Raw genomic sequence first — 16,808 nt, 5'->3', positions numbered from 1 at the left:
CAATGCCGGGCTTAAAAACAAGAACGCCCACTGCACTGGGAGGAGGAGTGTGCAGCGGGCTGATCTGAAAAGCGCGACTGGGAGGAGGAGTGCCGCGCTTAGGGTTCAGTTTCTGGGAGGAGGAGTGAAACTGAACAAGCCCAAAATAGGTGCTAGGCTTGGCACTTACAAGAGGCGATACCGCAATGCAGTTATGCATTTACGAATAGCTTAAATAAAGAAACCGCCCCGCAGCGATATACGCGCTGGGGCGGCTCTATACTCCTCCAAGTGCGGCCGACAATAACGGCACTTAATCAAAAAGCAACCCCTTTATACGTACTTTCATTTTCAGTATTTACTGAAATTATTGCATGTAAAACCAACACTATTAAATAGCCATCAAGCTGTAACGGCAGCCTCTTCATCAATCATCATGTAATAAGAAATTTTTTAATAACCCTGTAAAAATTTACATGCCTGAGACTCACCTTATAACTTTAACTAGTCGTGAAGGTGTTAAATTCTTTAATCGATTAAAGCGCTGCGATGCTTCACATTTCACAAGCGTACGCATAGCCATGGCCACCATTATATAATTAAAGTTGACTCATTCCATCAGGATTAATATAGCCTCCCAATTAATATGAGTCTTTTTATCATCTTAATGGCATGACGGTGAAAGCCAATACGGGGGTTGCAATGAAAATGAAGTCGAAGCGCGGCGGTTATCTGTTGGAAACAACGGTTTTAAGCGGGGCGATTGGTTTGAGTTTGTTGGCAGCAATGCCTGCTTTTGGACAAAATCTGAGACAAATCGCGACAGTTCAGAATCAGAAGGCGCCGGAAGAAGCACAGCCAGCTCAAAAGAAAGAGCAAGCTCTTCAACTAGACACCATCACTATTTCGCCGACAATCCAGAACCAGGCTGCGATTGATGCAATGGCCTCGACCAGTGTCATTACACAACAGCAGCTCGATCGTATTCAGGCAACAACACCGGCCGACCTTTTCCGTTCGACACCGGGCGTACACGCATCTCTGAATGGCGATGACCCTGCAACATCCATTAACATTCGCGGCCTTCAGGAATATGGCCGGGTTGCGGTAACGATAGACGGTGCTCGTCAGGACTATTGGCGCGTCGGGCATGGCTCGGGTTCATTCTATATCGACCCTGAAATGCTTAAGCAGGTAACGGTCATCCGAGGACCGGTATCCAATGCATATGGTTCTGGTGGCATTGGCGGTCTCGTTGCTTTCGAAACCAAGGATGCAGGCGATTTCCTGCGCGATGATGAAACATGGGCGCTGAGCGAAAAGCTACGCTATGAAAGCAACGGCAATGGCTGGATGACCAGCACCGTCGGCGCCTATCGCTTCAACCCGAATTTCGATGTCATCGGTAATATCAACTATCGCGACAGTGATGCCTATAAGAATGGCGACGGCGATGTCGTGCGCTGGACTGGCGAACGCGTTGTCAGCGGGCTTGGCAAGATCACGATCCGTCCTGCAGATGGGCACGAAATAAAGCTTGGTTTCCAGCGTCAAAAATATAATGACATCATGACCGGCAGCAGTGGTTCCACTTCGAGCACGCTATCGCGTTATAATGCCGAAACCATCGTCAGCACTTACACGGGTAATTACACTTATAAGCCGGACGACAACCCATTCTGGGATCTGTCGGTCAACGCCTATTACAGTGATACGGATAACGATCAATATCAGGTCTGGCCGAAAGCCAATATCGGCAAGACGCGTTATTATGATGTCTCGACGGCAGGTTTCCGCGCTTACAACAGCTCACGTTTTGAAACCGGCGCTATGAGCCATACGCTCACCTATGGCGTGGATTACTATAAGATGCGTGGTGAATCCGACACCGACAACTTCGGTAATGGTGAACAGCAGGCCTATGGTGGCGTTGTTCAGTGGCAGGGCGATTATCAGAAGTGGCTCGAACTGATTGGCGCTTTGCGTTATGACGGATACCGTCTCGATGGCACGAGCAAGGCAACGAATATTCTGCCCTCGGAAGAGGTCAACGTCGACGGCAATCGCGTTTCGCCACGCTTCAGCGTCGGTGTAACACCATGGGACGGCGTTCAGTTTTACGGTCTCTATTCCCAAGGTTATCGCGTTCCTCATATGCAGGATATGTTCAGGCAGAACGGCGCACATGGCTCGGGATATGAACCAAATCTGCTTCTCAAGCCCGAAGTCGCAACCTCCTATGAATTTGGGGTGAACTTGCGCCAAGACGGTATTCTGGATGCAGGCGATCAGGTTCGTGCCAAGCTCAATCTGTTCCATACAGACGTCAAGAACTACATCAACACTGTGAAAACCGGGAACGTAACAACATCTGAAAACGTCGGCGCTGCACGCTTGCAGGGTATTGAGCTGGAAGGCACTTATGACAATTGGTGGGGCTATGTGAACCTGGCTGCTTCTTACACGGATGCCGAAATGAAAGACGGCGTTTACAAAGGAGAAAGCCTGAGCAACACGCCGCTCAACAATTTCAGTGCAACGCTTGGCCTCAAGGCATTTGAAGAGAATCTCGTTTATGGTGTCGAATATCAGAGCGTCGGCAAGGTCAATCGCGCACTGACAACCGGTGGCGTCAAGGTTTACCCGCGTGTCGATCTCGTTAATGCCTTTGCCAACTGGCAAGTCACCGACAATGTGAAGCTCGACTTCGGCGTCGATAATCTCTTCAACAAAGCCTATACCGACGCCCAGACTGGTTGGGCGACGAGTACGGATATTGAGCAGGCCAAGGGGCGAACCTTCAAGATCGCTATCACAGGTCGCATTGGTGGCTGATCATGGGGCAGGCGAGGCTACAAATTGCTTCGTCTGCCAATCACTCATCTGAACGATAAAAGTTTTCCCGAATACTCAAGTTTATGATAGTGAGATTCCAGAAAACATAGATTGAGAAAAGCCGTGTCCAAGATGTCATCAGCACTGACCTCCAAGCTGACAAGCCATTCCCATATTCGCCTTCTGAAAGGCGAAGCCTATCTGCCGAACATCATTGATCGGCTCCACTCTTATCAGGCGCAATATCACAGTCACGAAAGCCGCCATGAGTTCACTTATGAATTCGGTCGGATCGAGATTGATGCTGCTGATAGTGGCTATCGCGTTTCCTTGCTTGCAGAAGAAGACATTGGTCTGCATCGCCTTAAAGATCTCGCAGCCGTTGCCATCAAACTCTACACCAAGGAAGAAGCGCCGGAGATCGTTTGGCAAGGCGATCGTGCTGGTGAACAGGTTTTGCCGCAGTTCCGGTTGATGCGGGTAATTTCTACAAGTCTGTTGACGCCGCATATGCTGCGCGTGCGGCTAGCTGGTGAGGACTTGAAACGTTTTTCCCTCTTTGGGGCGATGCATATTCGTCTGCTGCTTCCCACGGAAGAAGTGCCACAGCCTATCTGGCCCATCATGGGACCAAATGGCTTGCCATTTTGGCCGGATGAACAACGCAGACCCGCTTCGCGCGCTTATACAATTCGGGCTCTTGATATCGACGCTGGATGGCTTGAAATCGACTTCTATCTCCATGAAATAGAAGGCCTTGCCTGCAAATGGGCGAAAGGCGCGAAGATTGGCGATACCGTTGGTCTGATGGGACCAGTCGGACGTCCGTTGCGCCGTGCAAGCCGTTATCTTATGGGTGCAGATGCAACTGGCTTGCCTGCTATTGGTCGTATGCTTGAAGAGTTTTCCTCAGACGTAACAGGTCGCGTCATCATTGCCGTCGATAGCGAAAAAGACGTTCAGCCTCTGCAGCACCCAAAAGGTATTTCTGTCGACTGGGTTATCGATGCGGATCAAAAGCGTGCGGGCGAAACGCTGACGCAAATTTTGTGCGAAGCTGAGTGGCCCGAAGGACCAGACAGTTTTGGCTGGTTTGCGGGTGAGGCTGATCAGGCTAAGATTGTTCGCCAACATTGGCGTCAGACACTGGGTAAAAGCCGCGAGGAAACGCTTGTTGCCGGTTACTGGCACAAGGATGCGGTTGGGTTTATGGCTGGGTAGGCCGAAAAAGCTGATTCCCAAAGAATGCTGACCCAAGAAGTCATAATAGCCTTCCACTCACGATAGGAATGCGCTAGGCACCCTACTAATTGTGAATGGAAGGAGCCATGCCATGGCGGATTTGTTGAAGCGCTTCGGCACATATTACCGCCCGCATCGCGGGTTGTTCATGCTGGATTTTTCGAGCGCCGTGGCAGCTGGTCTTTTGGAACTGGCCTTTCCAATTGCCGTAACTCTGTTCATCGATAGGCTTCTGCCCACCGGCCAGCTCGGCATTATTGCTCTGGCTGCCGTTGGGCTGCTTGCGATTTATGTCTTTAATGCCATTCTGCAAGTCATTGTGACCTATTGGGGTCACATGCTCGGCATCAAAATCGAAACCGAGATGCGTCGCAAGGCATTCGACCACCTGCAGAAGCTTTCATTTGGGTTCTTCGACAATCAAAAAACCGGACACTTGGTTGCGAGACTGACAAAGGATCTCGAAGAAATTGGGGAGGTCGCCCATCACGGACCGGAAGATCTCTTTATCGCTATAATGACGCTCATCGGCGCGTTTTGCCTGATGATGTGGGTTCATGTTCCACTTGCACTTATAACAGCTGTGATCGTACCGCTTTGCGCTTATGTGACGCTCCGTTATGGCGGACGGATGACCGCAACGTGGCACGCTCTCTATCGTCGTGTTGGTGACTTCAATGCCCGTATCGAAGAGAATGTCGGTGGCATTCGTGTGGTTCAAGCCTTCACGAACGAAGACCATGAACGCAAGCTGTTTGCTGAAAGCAATGAAAACTATCAGAAGACTAAGCTCGCTGCCTATAAGATCATGGCTGCCTCAATGTCATTGTCTTATCTATCAATGCGCTTCGTTCAGGTTGTGGTCATGCTGGCGGGTGCATGGTTTGTTGTGCAAGGCGATCTAACGGCTGGCGGTTTTGTTGGTTTCCTTCTGCTGGTCAACGTGTTCTTTCGCCCGATCGACAAAATCAACTCGGTCATTGAAACCTATCCGAAAGGTATTGCGGGCTTTCAGCGATACATCCAGTTTCTCGATACCCGCCCGGATATTGCTGATCGTCCGACAGCAAAATCGGTTGCGCGCCTCAAAGGCGACATCGAATATCGCGATGTGAAGTTTGGCTATAATTCCGAACGCCCGATTTTTGATGGTCTGAACATGAGCATCAACGCAGGTGAAACCATTGCTTTTGTTGGCTCCTCTGGGGCAGGCAAGACGACGATATGTTCACTGCTGCCGCGATTTTATGAAGTGACAGGCGGTGCCATTCTCGTCGATGGCATTGACATTCGCGACATGACGCTGAAGTCGCTGCGCTCCAATATAGGCATTGTAAGCCAGGATGTTTTCCTGTTTGCAGGTACAATCCGCGAGAATATCGCCTATGGTCGCCTTGATGCGACGGATGAAGAAGTTGCCGATGCCGCTCGTCGCGCACGTCTCGACGCTGTAATTGCAGCTATGCCTGATGGCTACGATACGGTCATTGGCGAGCGCGGCGTCAAGCTCTCTGGAGGACAAAAGCAGCGTTTGGCAATTGCGCGTATTTTCCTGCGTAATCCACCAATCCTGATCCTTGATGAGGCAACTTCCGCGTTGGATACGGAAACTGAACGTGCAATTCAGCAATCGCTTTCAGAGCTTTCAGTGGGCCGTACAACGCTTGTGATCGCACACCGCCTGGCGACTATCGTCAATGCTGATCGTATCATGGTTGTCGAAGGCGGCCAGATCGTAGAGCAGGGCAGTCATTCGGAACTGTTGTCCGTTAAGAATGGTCGTTACAAGCGTCTTCATGCGGTACAGGCGGGTTCTACAAGCGATGGAATTCTTTCCGCGGCTGGATAAAGCTTGGACTTTGATCCGTTACAATCATCGGGGGCTTGCTCTCGACGTGAATAGACCTATTGTTTCCTGACCAACCAGTCTTGAAACAAGTCATGCCCGATATCGAGATCAAACATATTTATGACGAACCGCAGCCGAATGATGGTTTTCGGGTTTTGGCCGATCGCGTTTGGCCACGCGGGATGACAAAAGAAAAAGCTGCAATTAGTCTTTGGGCCAAAGACTTGGCCCCTTCAACAGAGCTTCGAAAGTGGTTCGACCATGATATTGCCAAGTGGCCTGAGTTTCAGGAAAAATATCGCGACGAGCTGAAAGCCAATCAAGCGGAAATTCAAGAAGCCCTCACAAAAGCCTCTGGTGCACGCCTCACTTTGCTTTTTGGTGCTAAAGATGTCGAGCACAATCAGGCGGTCGTATTACGTGACTTTCTAATGGAGCAATCCTGAATTATTTTATTAGAAAAGAAGCTTATCTATCTATAAAAGCTTAAATAAATAGCGCCCACGATGAATAAATAGTGGGCGCTAATATATATAAAGCTCAACCTTTTTGGGGCTTATCCGACCTTTACCACTTGGTATGGACTTTGAGCAAAGCCTTACGGCCTTCGCCATAGCCACAAACATAAACGCCCTGGCAGCCAGCTACATAGTCTTTGTCGAAAAGATTTGTGACGTTGAGATCAATGCCCCAATTGTCCTTTTCATAGCCGAGCTTCAGGTCGGCCAAAGTCACGGCAGGCACCTTAAGCGTGTTCTGGGCATCGGCATAAGAAGAGCCGACATAGCGAATACCGCCTCCAAGCTTGACGCCTTCAAGTACGCCTTCCGGAACTTTAAATTCCACGAATACGGAGGCCTGCTGTTCTGGCAGAAGATATGGGCGCTTGCCGATGAGCGATGTGTCGTCGTCGTCTTTCACTGTCAGATCATAAGCCGTCAACGCTCCCGTCAGCTTCCATGATTCATTGATATTGGCCTGTACCTCGAACTCAAAGCCCCGGGAGTTTACGCGTCCCAGCTGGCTCTTGTTACCGAATGGGCCGGTCACAACATTTTCTTTGGTGAGATCAAAGAATGATGCGGTGATGAGACCGTCGAAAAGTTCGGGGCGATATTTTACGCCGACTTCGTACTGAATACCGGTTTCAGGTTTGGCTGGCGTAATGACGATGTTCGGGGCATCGCCAATTCGATATAGCTCATCCAGCACCGGGTTGAAGAATGATGAGACGCTCACATAGGGCGTGAGACCATTTTCAAACTCGTAGCCAATACCTGCGCGACCTGAGAAGCGATCATTATGGTCCTTGTAGTGCGGCAAGCCCTTCGCGTTTGTCGTCACATAATCATAACGACCATTCAGCGTAACGATCCAGCCGTCGCCAAATTCCATACGATCCTGCGCATAGATACCAAACTGGTTCCGGCTCAGATCCTGATCGATATATGGATCGCGCATCGTAGGCTGCGTAGCGCCATATACCGGATCAAATGGGTTGATTAGCGTGCCATCACCAGACTGCTGCATCTGGTCGATACCAAAATAACGATACTCAGCACCAAACAGAAGATTGTGAGTCAAGGCGCCAGTTATAACTGTGCCTTCGAGCTGGTTGTCTGCCTGAAATGTATTGATTGTCGTATCGTGCTTGAAATTGATGCGTGACACATATGGATTTCCAGGCGTAGGTTGCGCAAGGAAACCATCATATCCGAATGCGTAAAGGCTATGTTCCTTCACATGCGCATAGCCGTAACGAACATTCTGGCGAACAGTCCAATCATTGTCGAACTGGTGTTCGAACTCATAACCGATTTGCACCTGCTCGCGGTTATAATCATCCAGGCCCGGCTCTGTCAGATTGGTCTTGCGCGAAATCTTACCGAATTCAGTTGGAACAACGGTGCCATAATAGGGTAGGAAGCCACCGCCATCATGTGTCAGATCAAGATGGCTATAGCTCGCCAAAATAGTAAGGCTGGTCGATTCATCCGGCTTGTATTGAATACTCGGCGAAATGACGCCCCGGAATTCCTTGGAATAATCCGTGTAGTTGTCGCCGCCCTGAATCTTGCCGTTAATACGGTAATTAACGGTATCTGTTGCCTTATCGCCGATATCGAAGCCAAGGTAGCCATTGCCGTAGCTGTTAATGCCAGCCTCAAGATAACGCGTGCGCTCGCCATCAGGACGTTTGCTGATATAGTTGACGATACCGCCGGGGTTGGAGCCGCCATAAAGCGCCGAAGAAGCCCCCCGTAGAACTTCAATACGCTCAAGTCCGAAGTCATCGATCAGGAAGCCACCGAAGCCATAGCTGAAGTTCTGCAAACCATCGAGATAGGTGCCGTACTGGGTTGCTTCAAAGCCGCGAATATATATCCAGTTTGTATCGTTATCGACGCCAAACGGCTGCCCCATGACCCCAGCGGTATAACGCAGCGCTTCATCGATTTTCTGTGCGCCTGTCGCATTCATCTGGTCACGACCAACAACTGCAACAGACTGCGGGATCTTTTCAATCGCAACACTATCTTTGGAGCCTGTTGTTGTAGCTTGGGGAACAAAGCCCTGAACAGGTGCAGTTCCATCGGAAGGCTTACCGTCGCCAGTCTGTACGACCACCGTATCAAGACGGATTGAAGTGTTGGCGTCCTGTGCCGCAGCAGGCATCAGCGAAATTGGCAAAACGGCTAGAGCCGTTCCGCTGGCAAGCAGCACCTTAAGCGTCAGCTTCATTGATCTCGTCATGTAATCAGCCCCTCAAATAATCTGGAGAGTGCTTGCTTCAAACGAATGGCTTTTCTGATCGCAAGAAGCTGCTGGCACTATAATTGCGCCGATCGTTCGACGCAGCAAATTAATATGAGTGTTTACATCAGGATATGGCGTGAAGATTGATCGTTATTACGCCTAATTGAATGAAATTTCGCTAATATACTGGGCCTCTATCAGGCCTGCAAACGCAGCCAGGCTGCAGGCGTAGTCCCTGTCAACTTCTTGAATACGCGCGTAAAATGCGCCTGATCCGAAAACCCGGTAATCATGGCAATATGCGGCAATGATGCACGGGGCTGCAAAAGAAACCCCTGCGCACGCTCAATACGTCGCTTCATTTGCCATGCATGAGGGGAGATTCCGGTCGAAGCTTTGAATGCGCTGCAGAAATAAGATTCTGAAAGCTCAGCCAGCGATGCGAGCTCCTGAAGACGGATGATCCGGTGATAATTATCTTCGATGAAATCTGTAACGCGGCGCAACTGCCATGGTGACAGTTTGCTACTTCGCGATGGAACATCCCGGCGGACATCGAACAATTCGCTGACAAGCGCGTTGATAAGACCTTCACCATAAAGATCGTGAAGCGGTTCGGGTGAAAGGCATTCATCCGCCAACAAGGATCCGATCTGCTGAATCTTTGAGTTTGAGAAGAGGAGACGAGGACGCTCCAAATTACTTTTACTTAGCGCACCTCCAAGTCGTTGTTGAAGGACAGTCGTATCCAGATGCAGGTCGAGATGTCGTAGTTTTCCGGGTCGCGTGACACGGCTCCAGATCGTCATTCCTGCCGGAATATAGCAAAGTCGTGGCTGTTCGGTGTTTTGCACGATTGTGCGATCATTTTGCTCAGGCCGGATCGCAAGTTCCCCACGACTTTCAAGCACCAGAAAAAGCCGCGGTGCCTGCGAGACATACTCACCCCGCGCTCCAGGACCACATTCGACCGTCCACACATCTGCAATCGCGCCATTCCAGACACGATAATGAAGATCGTCCAGCAAACGGACGTCCTCAATGCGGCTTGTCATATGCGGATGGAAGTCCAATAGCATTTTCCTGATTAAGCAATTTTAATATGTATATCTTCGTCAGGTTTTGCTATCAACCGCCGAAATGCTGCTTAAATGCAGAGCTGCTATCCGAAAACGGGATAAATTGATGACTTCCGCATTGTTTGAACTTGAGAATGTCAGCTTCGCTGTACCAGGGCGCACTTTGCTGCAGCCCCTGACAATGTCGATCCAAGCGGCAAGCCTAACAGCGCTCATTGGTCATAACGGATCGGGCAAGTCCACCTTGCTGAAAATTCTGGCGCGACAGCATCCGGCATCAGGCGGGATGGTGCGCTTTGCAGGCAAGCCATTGAATGAGTGGGGCGACCGTGAGTTTGCTCGCAAGCTCGCCTATTTGCCTCAGCAAACAGCTTCGGCATCCGGCATGCTAGTAAAAGAGTTGGTAGCGCTTGGTCGATACCCATGGCATGGCGCTCTTGGTCGCTTCGGAACCGTTGACCGCCAAAAGGTTGAAGAAGCCATCGATCTCACAGGAATCGCGCCTTTCGCCGACCGTATGGTCGATACGCTTTCAGGGGGCGAACGGCAGCGCGTATGGCTTGCCATGCTGGTTGCACAAGATGCCGAATGCCTGTTGCTCGACGAACCAACATCAGCTTTGGATATCGCGCATCAGATCGAAGTGCTTTCACTTGTGCAGAAACTATCGCACGAGAAAAAACTAAGTGTGTTTGTTGTCCTTCACGACGTCAACATGGCTTCCCGTTTCTGTGACGCAGTGTTTGCGCTGCATAGCGGTCGTCTTATCGCGCAGTCGACGCCAACCGGTATTATGGTGCCAGAACAGCTCGAAGAGATTTACGGCATTCCGATGGATGTCATGCGGCATGCGTCGACAGGACATTTGATTGCCGCACCGCGATAATCAGCTAAATATTCAAGCTTCGGACTTGTAGTCTGCACGGTTTATCCCGTGTCGTTGCATTTTGTCATAGAATGTTTTGCGCGGAATACCGAGAGATTCCAGTGTCTGCTGAACATCGCCATTATGCTCTGCGAGGGTTTCACGGATCAGTGAAGCTTCGTAACGCTCAAGCCGTTTTGGCAGCGTAGCTTGATCGTCCAGAACAGGAACTGTCTTCACAGGTGTCATAACACCAAGAGAAAATCGCTCGGCAAAATGCACGAGTTCTCGAACGTTGCCAGGCCAGTTGTGTTCCATCAGATGGCGATGTGTAGCGGCATCCAGAACTGGAATGTCCCGATTAAAACGTCGAGCTGCGCGCGCCAAAAAATGTGAGAAGAGCAGGGGAATATCTTCACGCCTTTCCCGTAGTGGTGGAATCGTCAGCGTAACCACGTTCAGCCGATAATAAAGGTCTTCGCGAAAATCACCCCGTTGCTGAGGATCGCCGAGATCGATCTTTGCAGCCGCTACAACACGAAGATTGACCGGACGGACTTCATTCGTACCAAGAGGCGTGATCTCACGCATTTCCAGAACACGCAGAAGTTTCACCTGAGTTGCCGCAGGCATACTTTCGATTTCATCAAGAAAGAGAGTACCGCCACTCGCGTGTTCGATGCGCCCGACGCGCTTTTTCTGCGCTCCAGTGAAAGCTCCTGCCTCATGACCGAACAGCTCGCTTTCAATGACGGTTTCAGGTAGAGCACCGCAATTAAGCGCAACGAAGTTTCCTTTTTTTCTGCGGCCCCAATCATGCAGTAACTGAGCGACGACTTCTTTGCCGCTGCCGGTTTCTCCTGCAATGAGCACATCGACATCCGTATCAGCGATATCTCGGATCGTGCGGCGCAGATTTTCAATTGCTGGCGTCTGGCCGATCAGTGGCATGTCGTTCTGTGCTTCATCCGCCAAATGGCGTAGGCTGCGATTTTCCAGAACAAGTTTTCGGTGCTCGCCCGCACGCAACACACTATGAACCAGTCTGTCGGTTGCAAAAGGCTTGGCGATAAAGTCGTAGGCACCATTCTGAATGGCCCGGACGGCCATTGGAATGTCGCCATGACCAGTAATCAAGATGACCGGTAAATCGGCGTCGATTTCGCGGATTCGGGCGAAAAGCTCCAAGCCGTCGATCTGCGGCATACGCACATCTGTAACGATCACACCTTCGAATGAGGAGTTGATTGCATTTAGCGCCTCGCTGGCGCTGCCAAAATCCAGCACTTCATAACCCGCAAGCTCCAATGTTTGTCTGGTTGCTCGGCGTAATGCTTTGTCGTCATCGACGAGTATGACCGGAATATTCATCATGCTTTCTTAAATTCCACACGGAATAGAGTGCCATTTGCACTGCTTTTTACTGAAATCTTGCTACCATAATCGGTTAGAATTTCCTTGGCGATCACGAGTCCAAGCCCAAGGCCTCTTTCCTTGGATGTATTGAATGGCGTGAATAGATTATCGAGAATATGCTGCGGAATGCCCGGACCATTATCAGAAACCGTGAGTAAAACACTCTTCGAAAGAGCTTTTGTTCGGACTTCTATGCGTCCATCATCTCCTTTGTTTTCAACTGCTTCCAGCGCATTCTGAAACAGATTTATGAGAACCTGCTCAAGTCTGATCGAATGACCGAAAACACAAAGATCTGGCGCGGGAAGCTCGATATCTAGCTGATCCATACTTCCTGAAAAGCGACTGCGCAAAAGGACAATTGCCCCTGAAATCACCTGAGCTAGCGGCACTCGTTCTGAAGCACGATGTCCTTTACGTGCAAAGGCGCGAAGATCACCGGTGATCGTACCAATACGTTCGGTAAGAGCGGCGATTTCCGAAAGGTTTTCCGCCGCATCATCCAGTCGCTTGCGATCAAGAAACGTCCGTGCATTATCGGCATAAGCGCGGATTGTCGCGACGGGCTGGTTGATTTCATGTGCAACGCCAGCCGCAACTTGTCCCATAATCGCCAAGCGGTTTGCATGTACCAGATCCTGCTGTACGCCTTGCAACATGCCTTCGGTTTTATGGTGCTCGTTTATCTCGGACTCCAGTCGGTCGCGCGCTGCAATGAGATCAAGCGTTCGCTCCGCTACACGTTGTTCGAGTTCAATTTGTCGGCGTTGCGCATCGGCAATACGTGCAACAACACGCTGGCGGCGGCGTAGCAGAATACCGGCCAGAGTAGCAATACTCGCCAAAATAATGAAAGCGATAAGGCGTGCCTCACGTATTGCCGCGTCTACAGGCTGCCTGATCGGCGCGAGGCTATACATTAGCCAAGGTGTGCTTGGAACGTGCGAGCGGATTGCCAGAAAATCTGTGCTCCTTGCCGACCCCGGCAGAATAGCATCAACTAGCACCATATCGTCTCCCGCCACAGGCTTTAGCGAAAGCGGCAGAGGTTTAAGAGGCGCGTCACCAAACTGTAGACTGTTGCGAATGGTTTCAACTATTTGAGACCGAAGCTCACCAATGGTCATAAACCGCCATGAGGGGATGGTGGTGATCAGCACTATACTTCGATTATCTGTAACGAAAGTCGGGCGGCCAGTTTCATTCCAATCGCTTTCCAGCTGATCGAACGACAGTTTCACCACAACAACACCAAGTGGCCCATTTGGCCCATCCACACGACGCGAAATATAAAGGCCAGGCCGCAAGCTGACATTACCAAGCGCAAAATATTCGGCATTCGTGTTCTTCAAAGCGTCGTTGAAATAAGGCCTGAACTTATAATCATTACCGACAAAGCTGTCAGGCTCGCGCCAGTTACTAGCGGAGATTGCATAGCCATGAAGACCAACAAGATAGATCACCGCTGCTTGTGTGCCTTCAGCAAGCGCCTCTAGCTTTCGGTTGAGCTGATCGATGGCCACAGCACTCGGCATTGCAAGCGCGTCGGCAAGCTCTTTGTCTTTGGAAAGAACCAGAGGCAGCGCTCGTTGTTTCTCAAGAACGGTTCGCAGGAGGGCCGTATTCAGATTTGCATCGATCCGGGTCTGCTCACCCAGTGAAAGCAATGCGCGATCACGCGTAGCATCGCCCACCATCCAGAAAGCGAGTGCAAAAACAACTGCACAAAATGCGCCAAATACCCACCATGTCCGGCGGTTATTGGTGGGAGGCGGATTTGCTTCAATTGTAGAAACAGACGCTTCTTTCATGGCGTCAATTGTGCATTATTTCACACTGCATGAAAAGCAATATGTGCGATAATTCGCACAATTAAGCAGAAATTCGTCCCAATTAATTGCTAATATATAATTTTTTTCAGACACTTAAATCCAAAGGCGGGAACTGGCACGCAGCTTGCAGATCATTTTGTCAACAGCAGCGGAAGCTGTTGAACGACAGGCGAATGGCTCGGGAGGCCGGATGAGATCCGGACTGGGCCGAATGGAGGACATCATGATTTCCGTACAGTCAGGCGCTGTGGCCGAGCCACGCCGTCCAATTCCTTTTTATAAACACCTCTACGTGCAGGTTCTGGTAGCCATTGCTGCCGGTATTCTTCTCGGCCATTTTTACCCAGAGCTTGGCACGCAGCTAAAGCCGTTAGGTGACGCTTTCATCAAGCTGGTGAAGATGATCATTGCGCCGGTAATTTTCCTGACCGTCGCGACCGGTATCGCTGGCATGACTGACATGAAGAAGGTGGGACGCGTGGCCGGTAAAGCCATGATCTATTTCCTCGCGTTTTCGACGCTCGCTTTGATCATTGGCCTCATCGTTGCCAATGTTGTGCAGCCGGGCGCCGGAATGCACATCGATCCTTCGTCGCTCGATCCGAAGGCGGTTGCAAACTACGCCGAAAAAGCTCATGAACAGACGATTACCGGCTTTCTGAGCAACATAATCCCAACCACCATCGTTGGAGCCTTCGCGTCTGGCGATATCCTTCAGGTTCTTTTCTTCTCGGTCCTGTTTGGTATTTCGCTCGCCATGGTTGGCGATAAAGGCAAGCCAGTCACCGACTTCCTACAAATGCTCACAGCACCTGTCTTCAAGCTGGTTTCGATCCTGATGAAGGCGGCTCCGATTGGTGCCTTCGGTGCCATGGCTTTCACTATCGGCAAATATGGTATCGGCTCGATTGCCAATCTGGCCTTGCTGATCGCGACGTTCTACATCACAGCTCTGCTATTTGTTCTGTTCGTGCTTGGCGCGGTCGCACGCTATAACGGCTTCTCAATCGTGGCGCTCATTCGCTACATTAAAGAAGAGCTCCTGCTTGTGCTTGGCACTTCATCGTCAGAAGCTGCTTTGCCGAGCCTTATGGACAAGATGGAAAAAGCGGGCTGTAAGCGCTCGGTCGTGGGCCTTGTCATTCCAACTGGCTATTCGTTCAACCTTGATGGCACGAATATCTATATGACGCTTGCCGCACTGTTCATCGCACAGGCAACGGATATCCCGCTTTCGCTTAGTGATCAGATTCTGCTGCTTCTCGTAGCAATGCTTAGCTCGAAGGGCGCCGCTGGGATCACAGGCGCAGGCTTCATCACGCTTGCTGCAACTCTTTCGGTTGTTCCGGCAGTACCAGTCGCAGGTATGGCGTTGATCCTTGGCATTGATCGCTTCATGTCGGAATGCCGTGCATTGACCAATCTCGTCGGCAATGCCGTTGCAACCATCGTTGTTGCGCGTTGGGAAAACGAACTCGACACCGACATGCTGGCTGCAGCGATGAAGGGCGAGGTGCTCGACGTTCAGGGCACACCGGTTCTCGAACCGGCGGAATAACTGGGCTGATCTACTTTCTCAGGCAACCGGAACGGCCCGCTTTTGGCGGGCCGTTTTGTTTATTTGTTATGTTCGGCAGCCTTGCCCTGAGTGATGAGGCGCGCACTGTGCTGCCCGGATATAAATGTCCAGAGCCAACTCCAGGCAACCGCTGCGCGACTACGCGTGCCGATCAGGAAGAAGATATGGGCGATGCCCCATACCCACCAGGCAATTGTGCCTTTAAGCCTGATCCGCCCCATATCAACCACGGCAGCACCTCGACCAATAGTCGCAAGATTGCCCTGATGGCGGTAACGAAACGGCGCTGGAGCAATACTACCCGAAACGCGACTGCGAACAACCTTTGCAATATAAGCGCCTTGCTGTTTTGCGGCGGGCGCAATACCCGGGACGGGCTTTCCGTCAGGTCCCTCAACCCAGGCTGTATCGCCAATCGCAAAGATATTCTCGTGCCCCGGCACCGTAAGATCGGAAAGCACGCGAACGCGGCCCGCTCGATCGCTTTCCGCTCCAAGCCATGAAGCTGCAGGCGATGCAGCGACACCTGCAGCCCAGATAGCTGTTTTGCAGGAAATAAACTCTTCGCCAACGGTGACGCCATCTTCGGTGATCTCCTTGACTGGTACGCCGAGGCGCACTTCTACGCCGATCTTCTGAAGAGCATTTTGAGCGTAAGTCGATAGGTCTTCTGGAAATGCAGCCAAAATGCGTGGCCCTGCCTCCACAAGCAGCACACGCGCCTCACGCGTATCTATATTGCGGAACTCAGGCCACATTGTCTGCTTGGCCAGCTCTGCGATAATGCCTGCCAGCTCAACGCCAGTTGGTCCCCCACCAACTACCGAGAAAGTAAGCAGTGCCTGCCGTCTCTCCGGATCTGTTTCGCGCTCTGCGCGTTCGAAAGCCAGAAGCAAGCGGCGGCGAATGGTCGTAGCGTCCTCCAGCGCTTTAAGACCGGGTGCCAGCTTTTCCCATTGATCATTGCCGAAATAGGCGTGCCGTGCGCCGGTGGCCAAGACGAGCGTGTCATAGTCAATCTTCGTGCCGTCTTCTAGCCGCACCTGTTTTGCGGATGCATCGACGCCCACGACAGTGCCAAGCAATGTCGTCACTTCCTTACGATCACGGAAAAGATGGCGAATCGGCCAGGCAATTTCCGACGTAGCAAGGATCGTTGTAGCAACTTGATAAAGCAGCGGCTGAAAAAGATGATGATTGCGTTGATCGACAAGGGTTATGCGAACATTCGCACCTTTAAGATCATGAATTAATTGCAGGCCTCCGAAGCCTGCACCAACGACGAGGATATGGGGGGTATCCGGTCCGTTCATTGAAGTTATACCACCTAAGGTTGGCGTGAACCCGAGTCACGCTTTTCGTACGATAGTTGCAC

General features: G+C 51.0%; 11 protein-coding genes. 6 read left to right on the top strand and 5 right to left on the bottom strand.

The features are described from left to right. Positions 1–681 precede the first annotated feature (681 nt). The 4 genes from KMS41_15015 (at position 682) to KMS41_15000 (ending at position 6,351) form a co-directional block, all read left to right on the top strand. Positions 682–2,814, top strand: coding sequence for a TonB-dependent hemoglobin/transferrin/lactoferrin family receptor (locus tag KMS41_15015; GenBank protein QWK80208.1), 2,133 nt, complete (start codon positions 682–684; stop codon positions 2,812–2,814). A gap of 123 nt (positions 2,815–2,937) precedes the next feature. Next, the gene (locus KMS41_15010) at positions 2,938–4,035 is read left to right on the top strand and encodes a siderophore-interacting protein (GenBank protein ID QWK80207.1); all 1,098 of its coding nucleotides are present in this window, start codon (positions 2,938–2,940) and stop codon (positions 4,033–4,035) included. A 112-nt stretch (positions 4,036–4,147) separates the two neighbouring features. Next, the gene (locus KMS41_15005; GenBank protein QWK80206.1) at positions 4,148–5,905 is read left to right on the top strand and encodes an ABC transporter ATP-binding protein/permease; all 1,758 of its coding nucleotides are present in this window, start codon (positions 4,148–4,150) and stop codon (positions 5,903–5,905) included. 92 nt (positions 5,906–5,997) lie between these two features. Continuing rightward, positions 5,998–6,351, top strand: a complete 354-nt coding sequence (locus KMS41_15000; GenBank protein ID QWK80205.1) for a DUF488 domain-containing protein — start codon at positions 5,998–6,000, stop codon at positions 6,349–6,351. A gap of 121 nt (positions 6,352–6,472) precedes the next feature. Here KMS41_15000 and KMS41_14995 read toward each other — a convergent pair whose 3' ends face one another. Together KMS41_14995 and KMS41_14990 are read right to left on the bottom strand one after the other, a co-directional pair. Continuing rightward, positions 6,473–8,647 (bottom strand): TonB-dependent siderophore receptor, encoded by a 2,175-nt coding sequence (locus KMS41_14995; GenBank protein ID QWK80266.1) that lies wholly within the window; start codon positions 8,645–8,647, stop codon positions 6,473–6,475. Between the two features lie 212 nt (positions 8,648–8,859). After that, positions 8,860–9,735, bottom strand: a complete 876-nt coding sequence (locus tag KMS41_14990; GenBank protein ID QWK80204.1) for an AraC family transcriptional regulator — start codon at positions 9,733–9,735, stop codon at positions 8,860–8,862. 112 nt (positions 9,736–9,847) lie between these two features. Between KMS41_14990 and KMS41_14985 the strand changes: the two genes are divergently transcribed. Next, entirely contained in the window at positions 9,848–10,627 is a 780-nt protein-coding gene (locus tag KMS41_14985; GenBank protein ID QWK80203.1) for an ATP-binding cassette domain-containing protein, read from the top strand. 12 nt (positions 10,628–10,639) lie between these two features. Here the strand turns inward: KMS41_14985 and KMS41_14980 are convergent, their stop codons facing one another. Both KMS41_14980 and KMS41_14975 read right to left on the bottom strand, forming a co-directional pair. Beyond that, positions 10,640–11,980, bottom strand: a complete 1,341-nt coding sequence (locus KMS41_14980; protein ID QWK80202.1) for a sigma-54 dependent transcriptional regulator — start codon at positions 11,978–11,980, stop codon at positions 10,640–10,642. Then, the gene (locus KMS41_14975; GenBank protein ID QWK80201.1) at positions 11,977–13,833 is read right to left on the bottom strand and encodes a GHKL domain-containing protein; all 1,857 of its coding nucleotides are present in this window, start codon (positions 13,831–13,833) and stop codon (positions 11,977–11,979) included. The genes KMS41_14980 and KMS41_14975 overlap by 4 nt, the downstream gene beginning before the upstream one ends. A gap of 244 nt (positions 13,834–14,077) precedes the next feature. Between KMS41_14975 and KMS41_14970 the strand changes: the two genes are divergently transcribed. After that, complete coding sequence (locus KMS41_14970; GenBank protein QWK80200.1) at positions 14,078–15,412, top strand: dicarboxylate/amino acid:cation symporter; 1,335 nt, start codon at positions 14,078–14,080, stop codon at positions 15,410–15,412. A 59-nt stretch (positions 15,413–15,471) separates the two neighbouring features. On the opposite strand, the gene KMS41_14965 is transcribed toward KMS41_14970, so the two are convergent. Further along, complete coding sequence (locus KMS41_14965) at positions 15,472–16,746, bottom strand: NAD(P)/FAD-dependent oxidoreductase (protein ID QWK80199.1); 1,275 nt, start codon at positions 16,744–16,746, stop codon at positions 15,472–15,474. Between the last annotated feature and the right edge of the window lie 62 nt (positions 16,747–16,808).

The organism is Ochrobactrum sp. BTU1 (assembly GCA_018798825.1).
Classification (GTDB): domain Bacteria; phylum Pseudomonadota; class Alphaproteobacteria; order Rhizobiales; family Rhizobiaceae; genus Brucella.
Note: the sequence above shows the minus strand (reverse complement) of the source record. Positions and strands in the feature narration are given on the sequence as shown.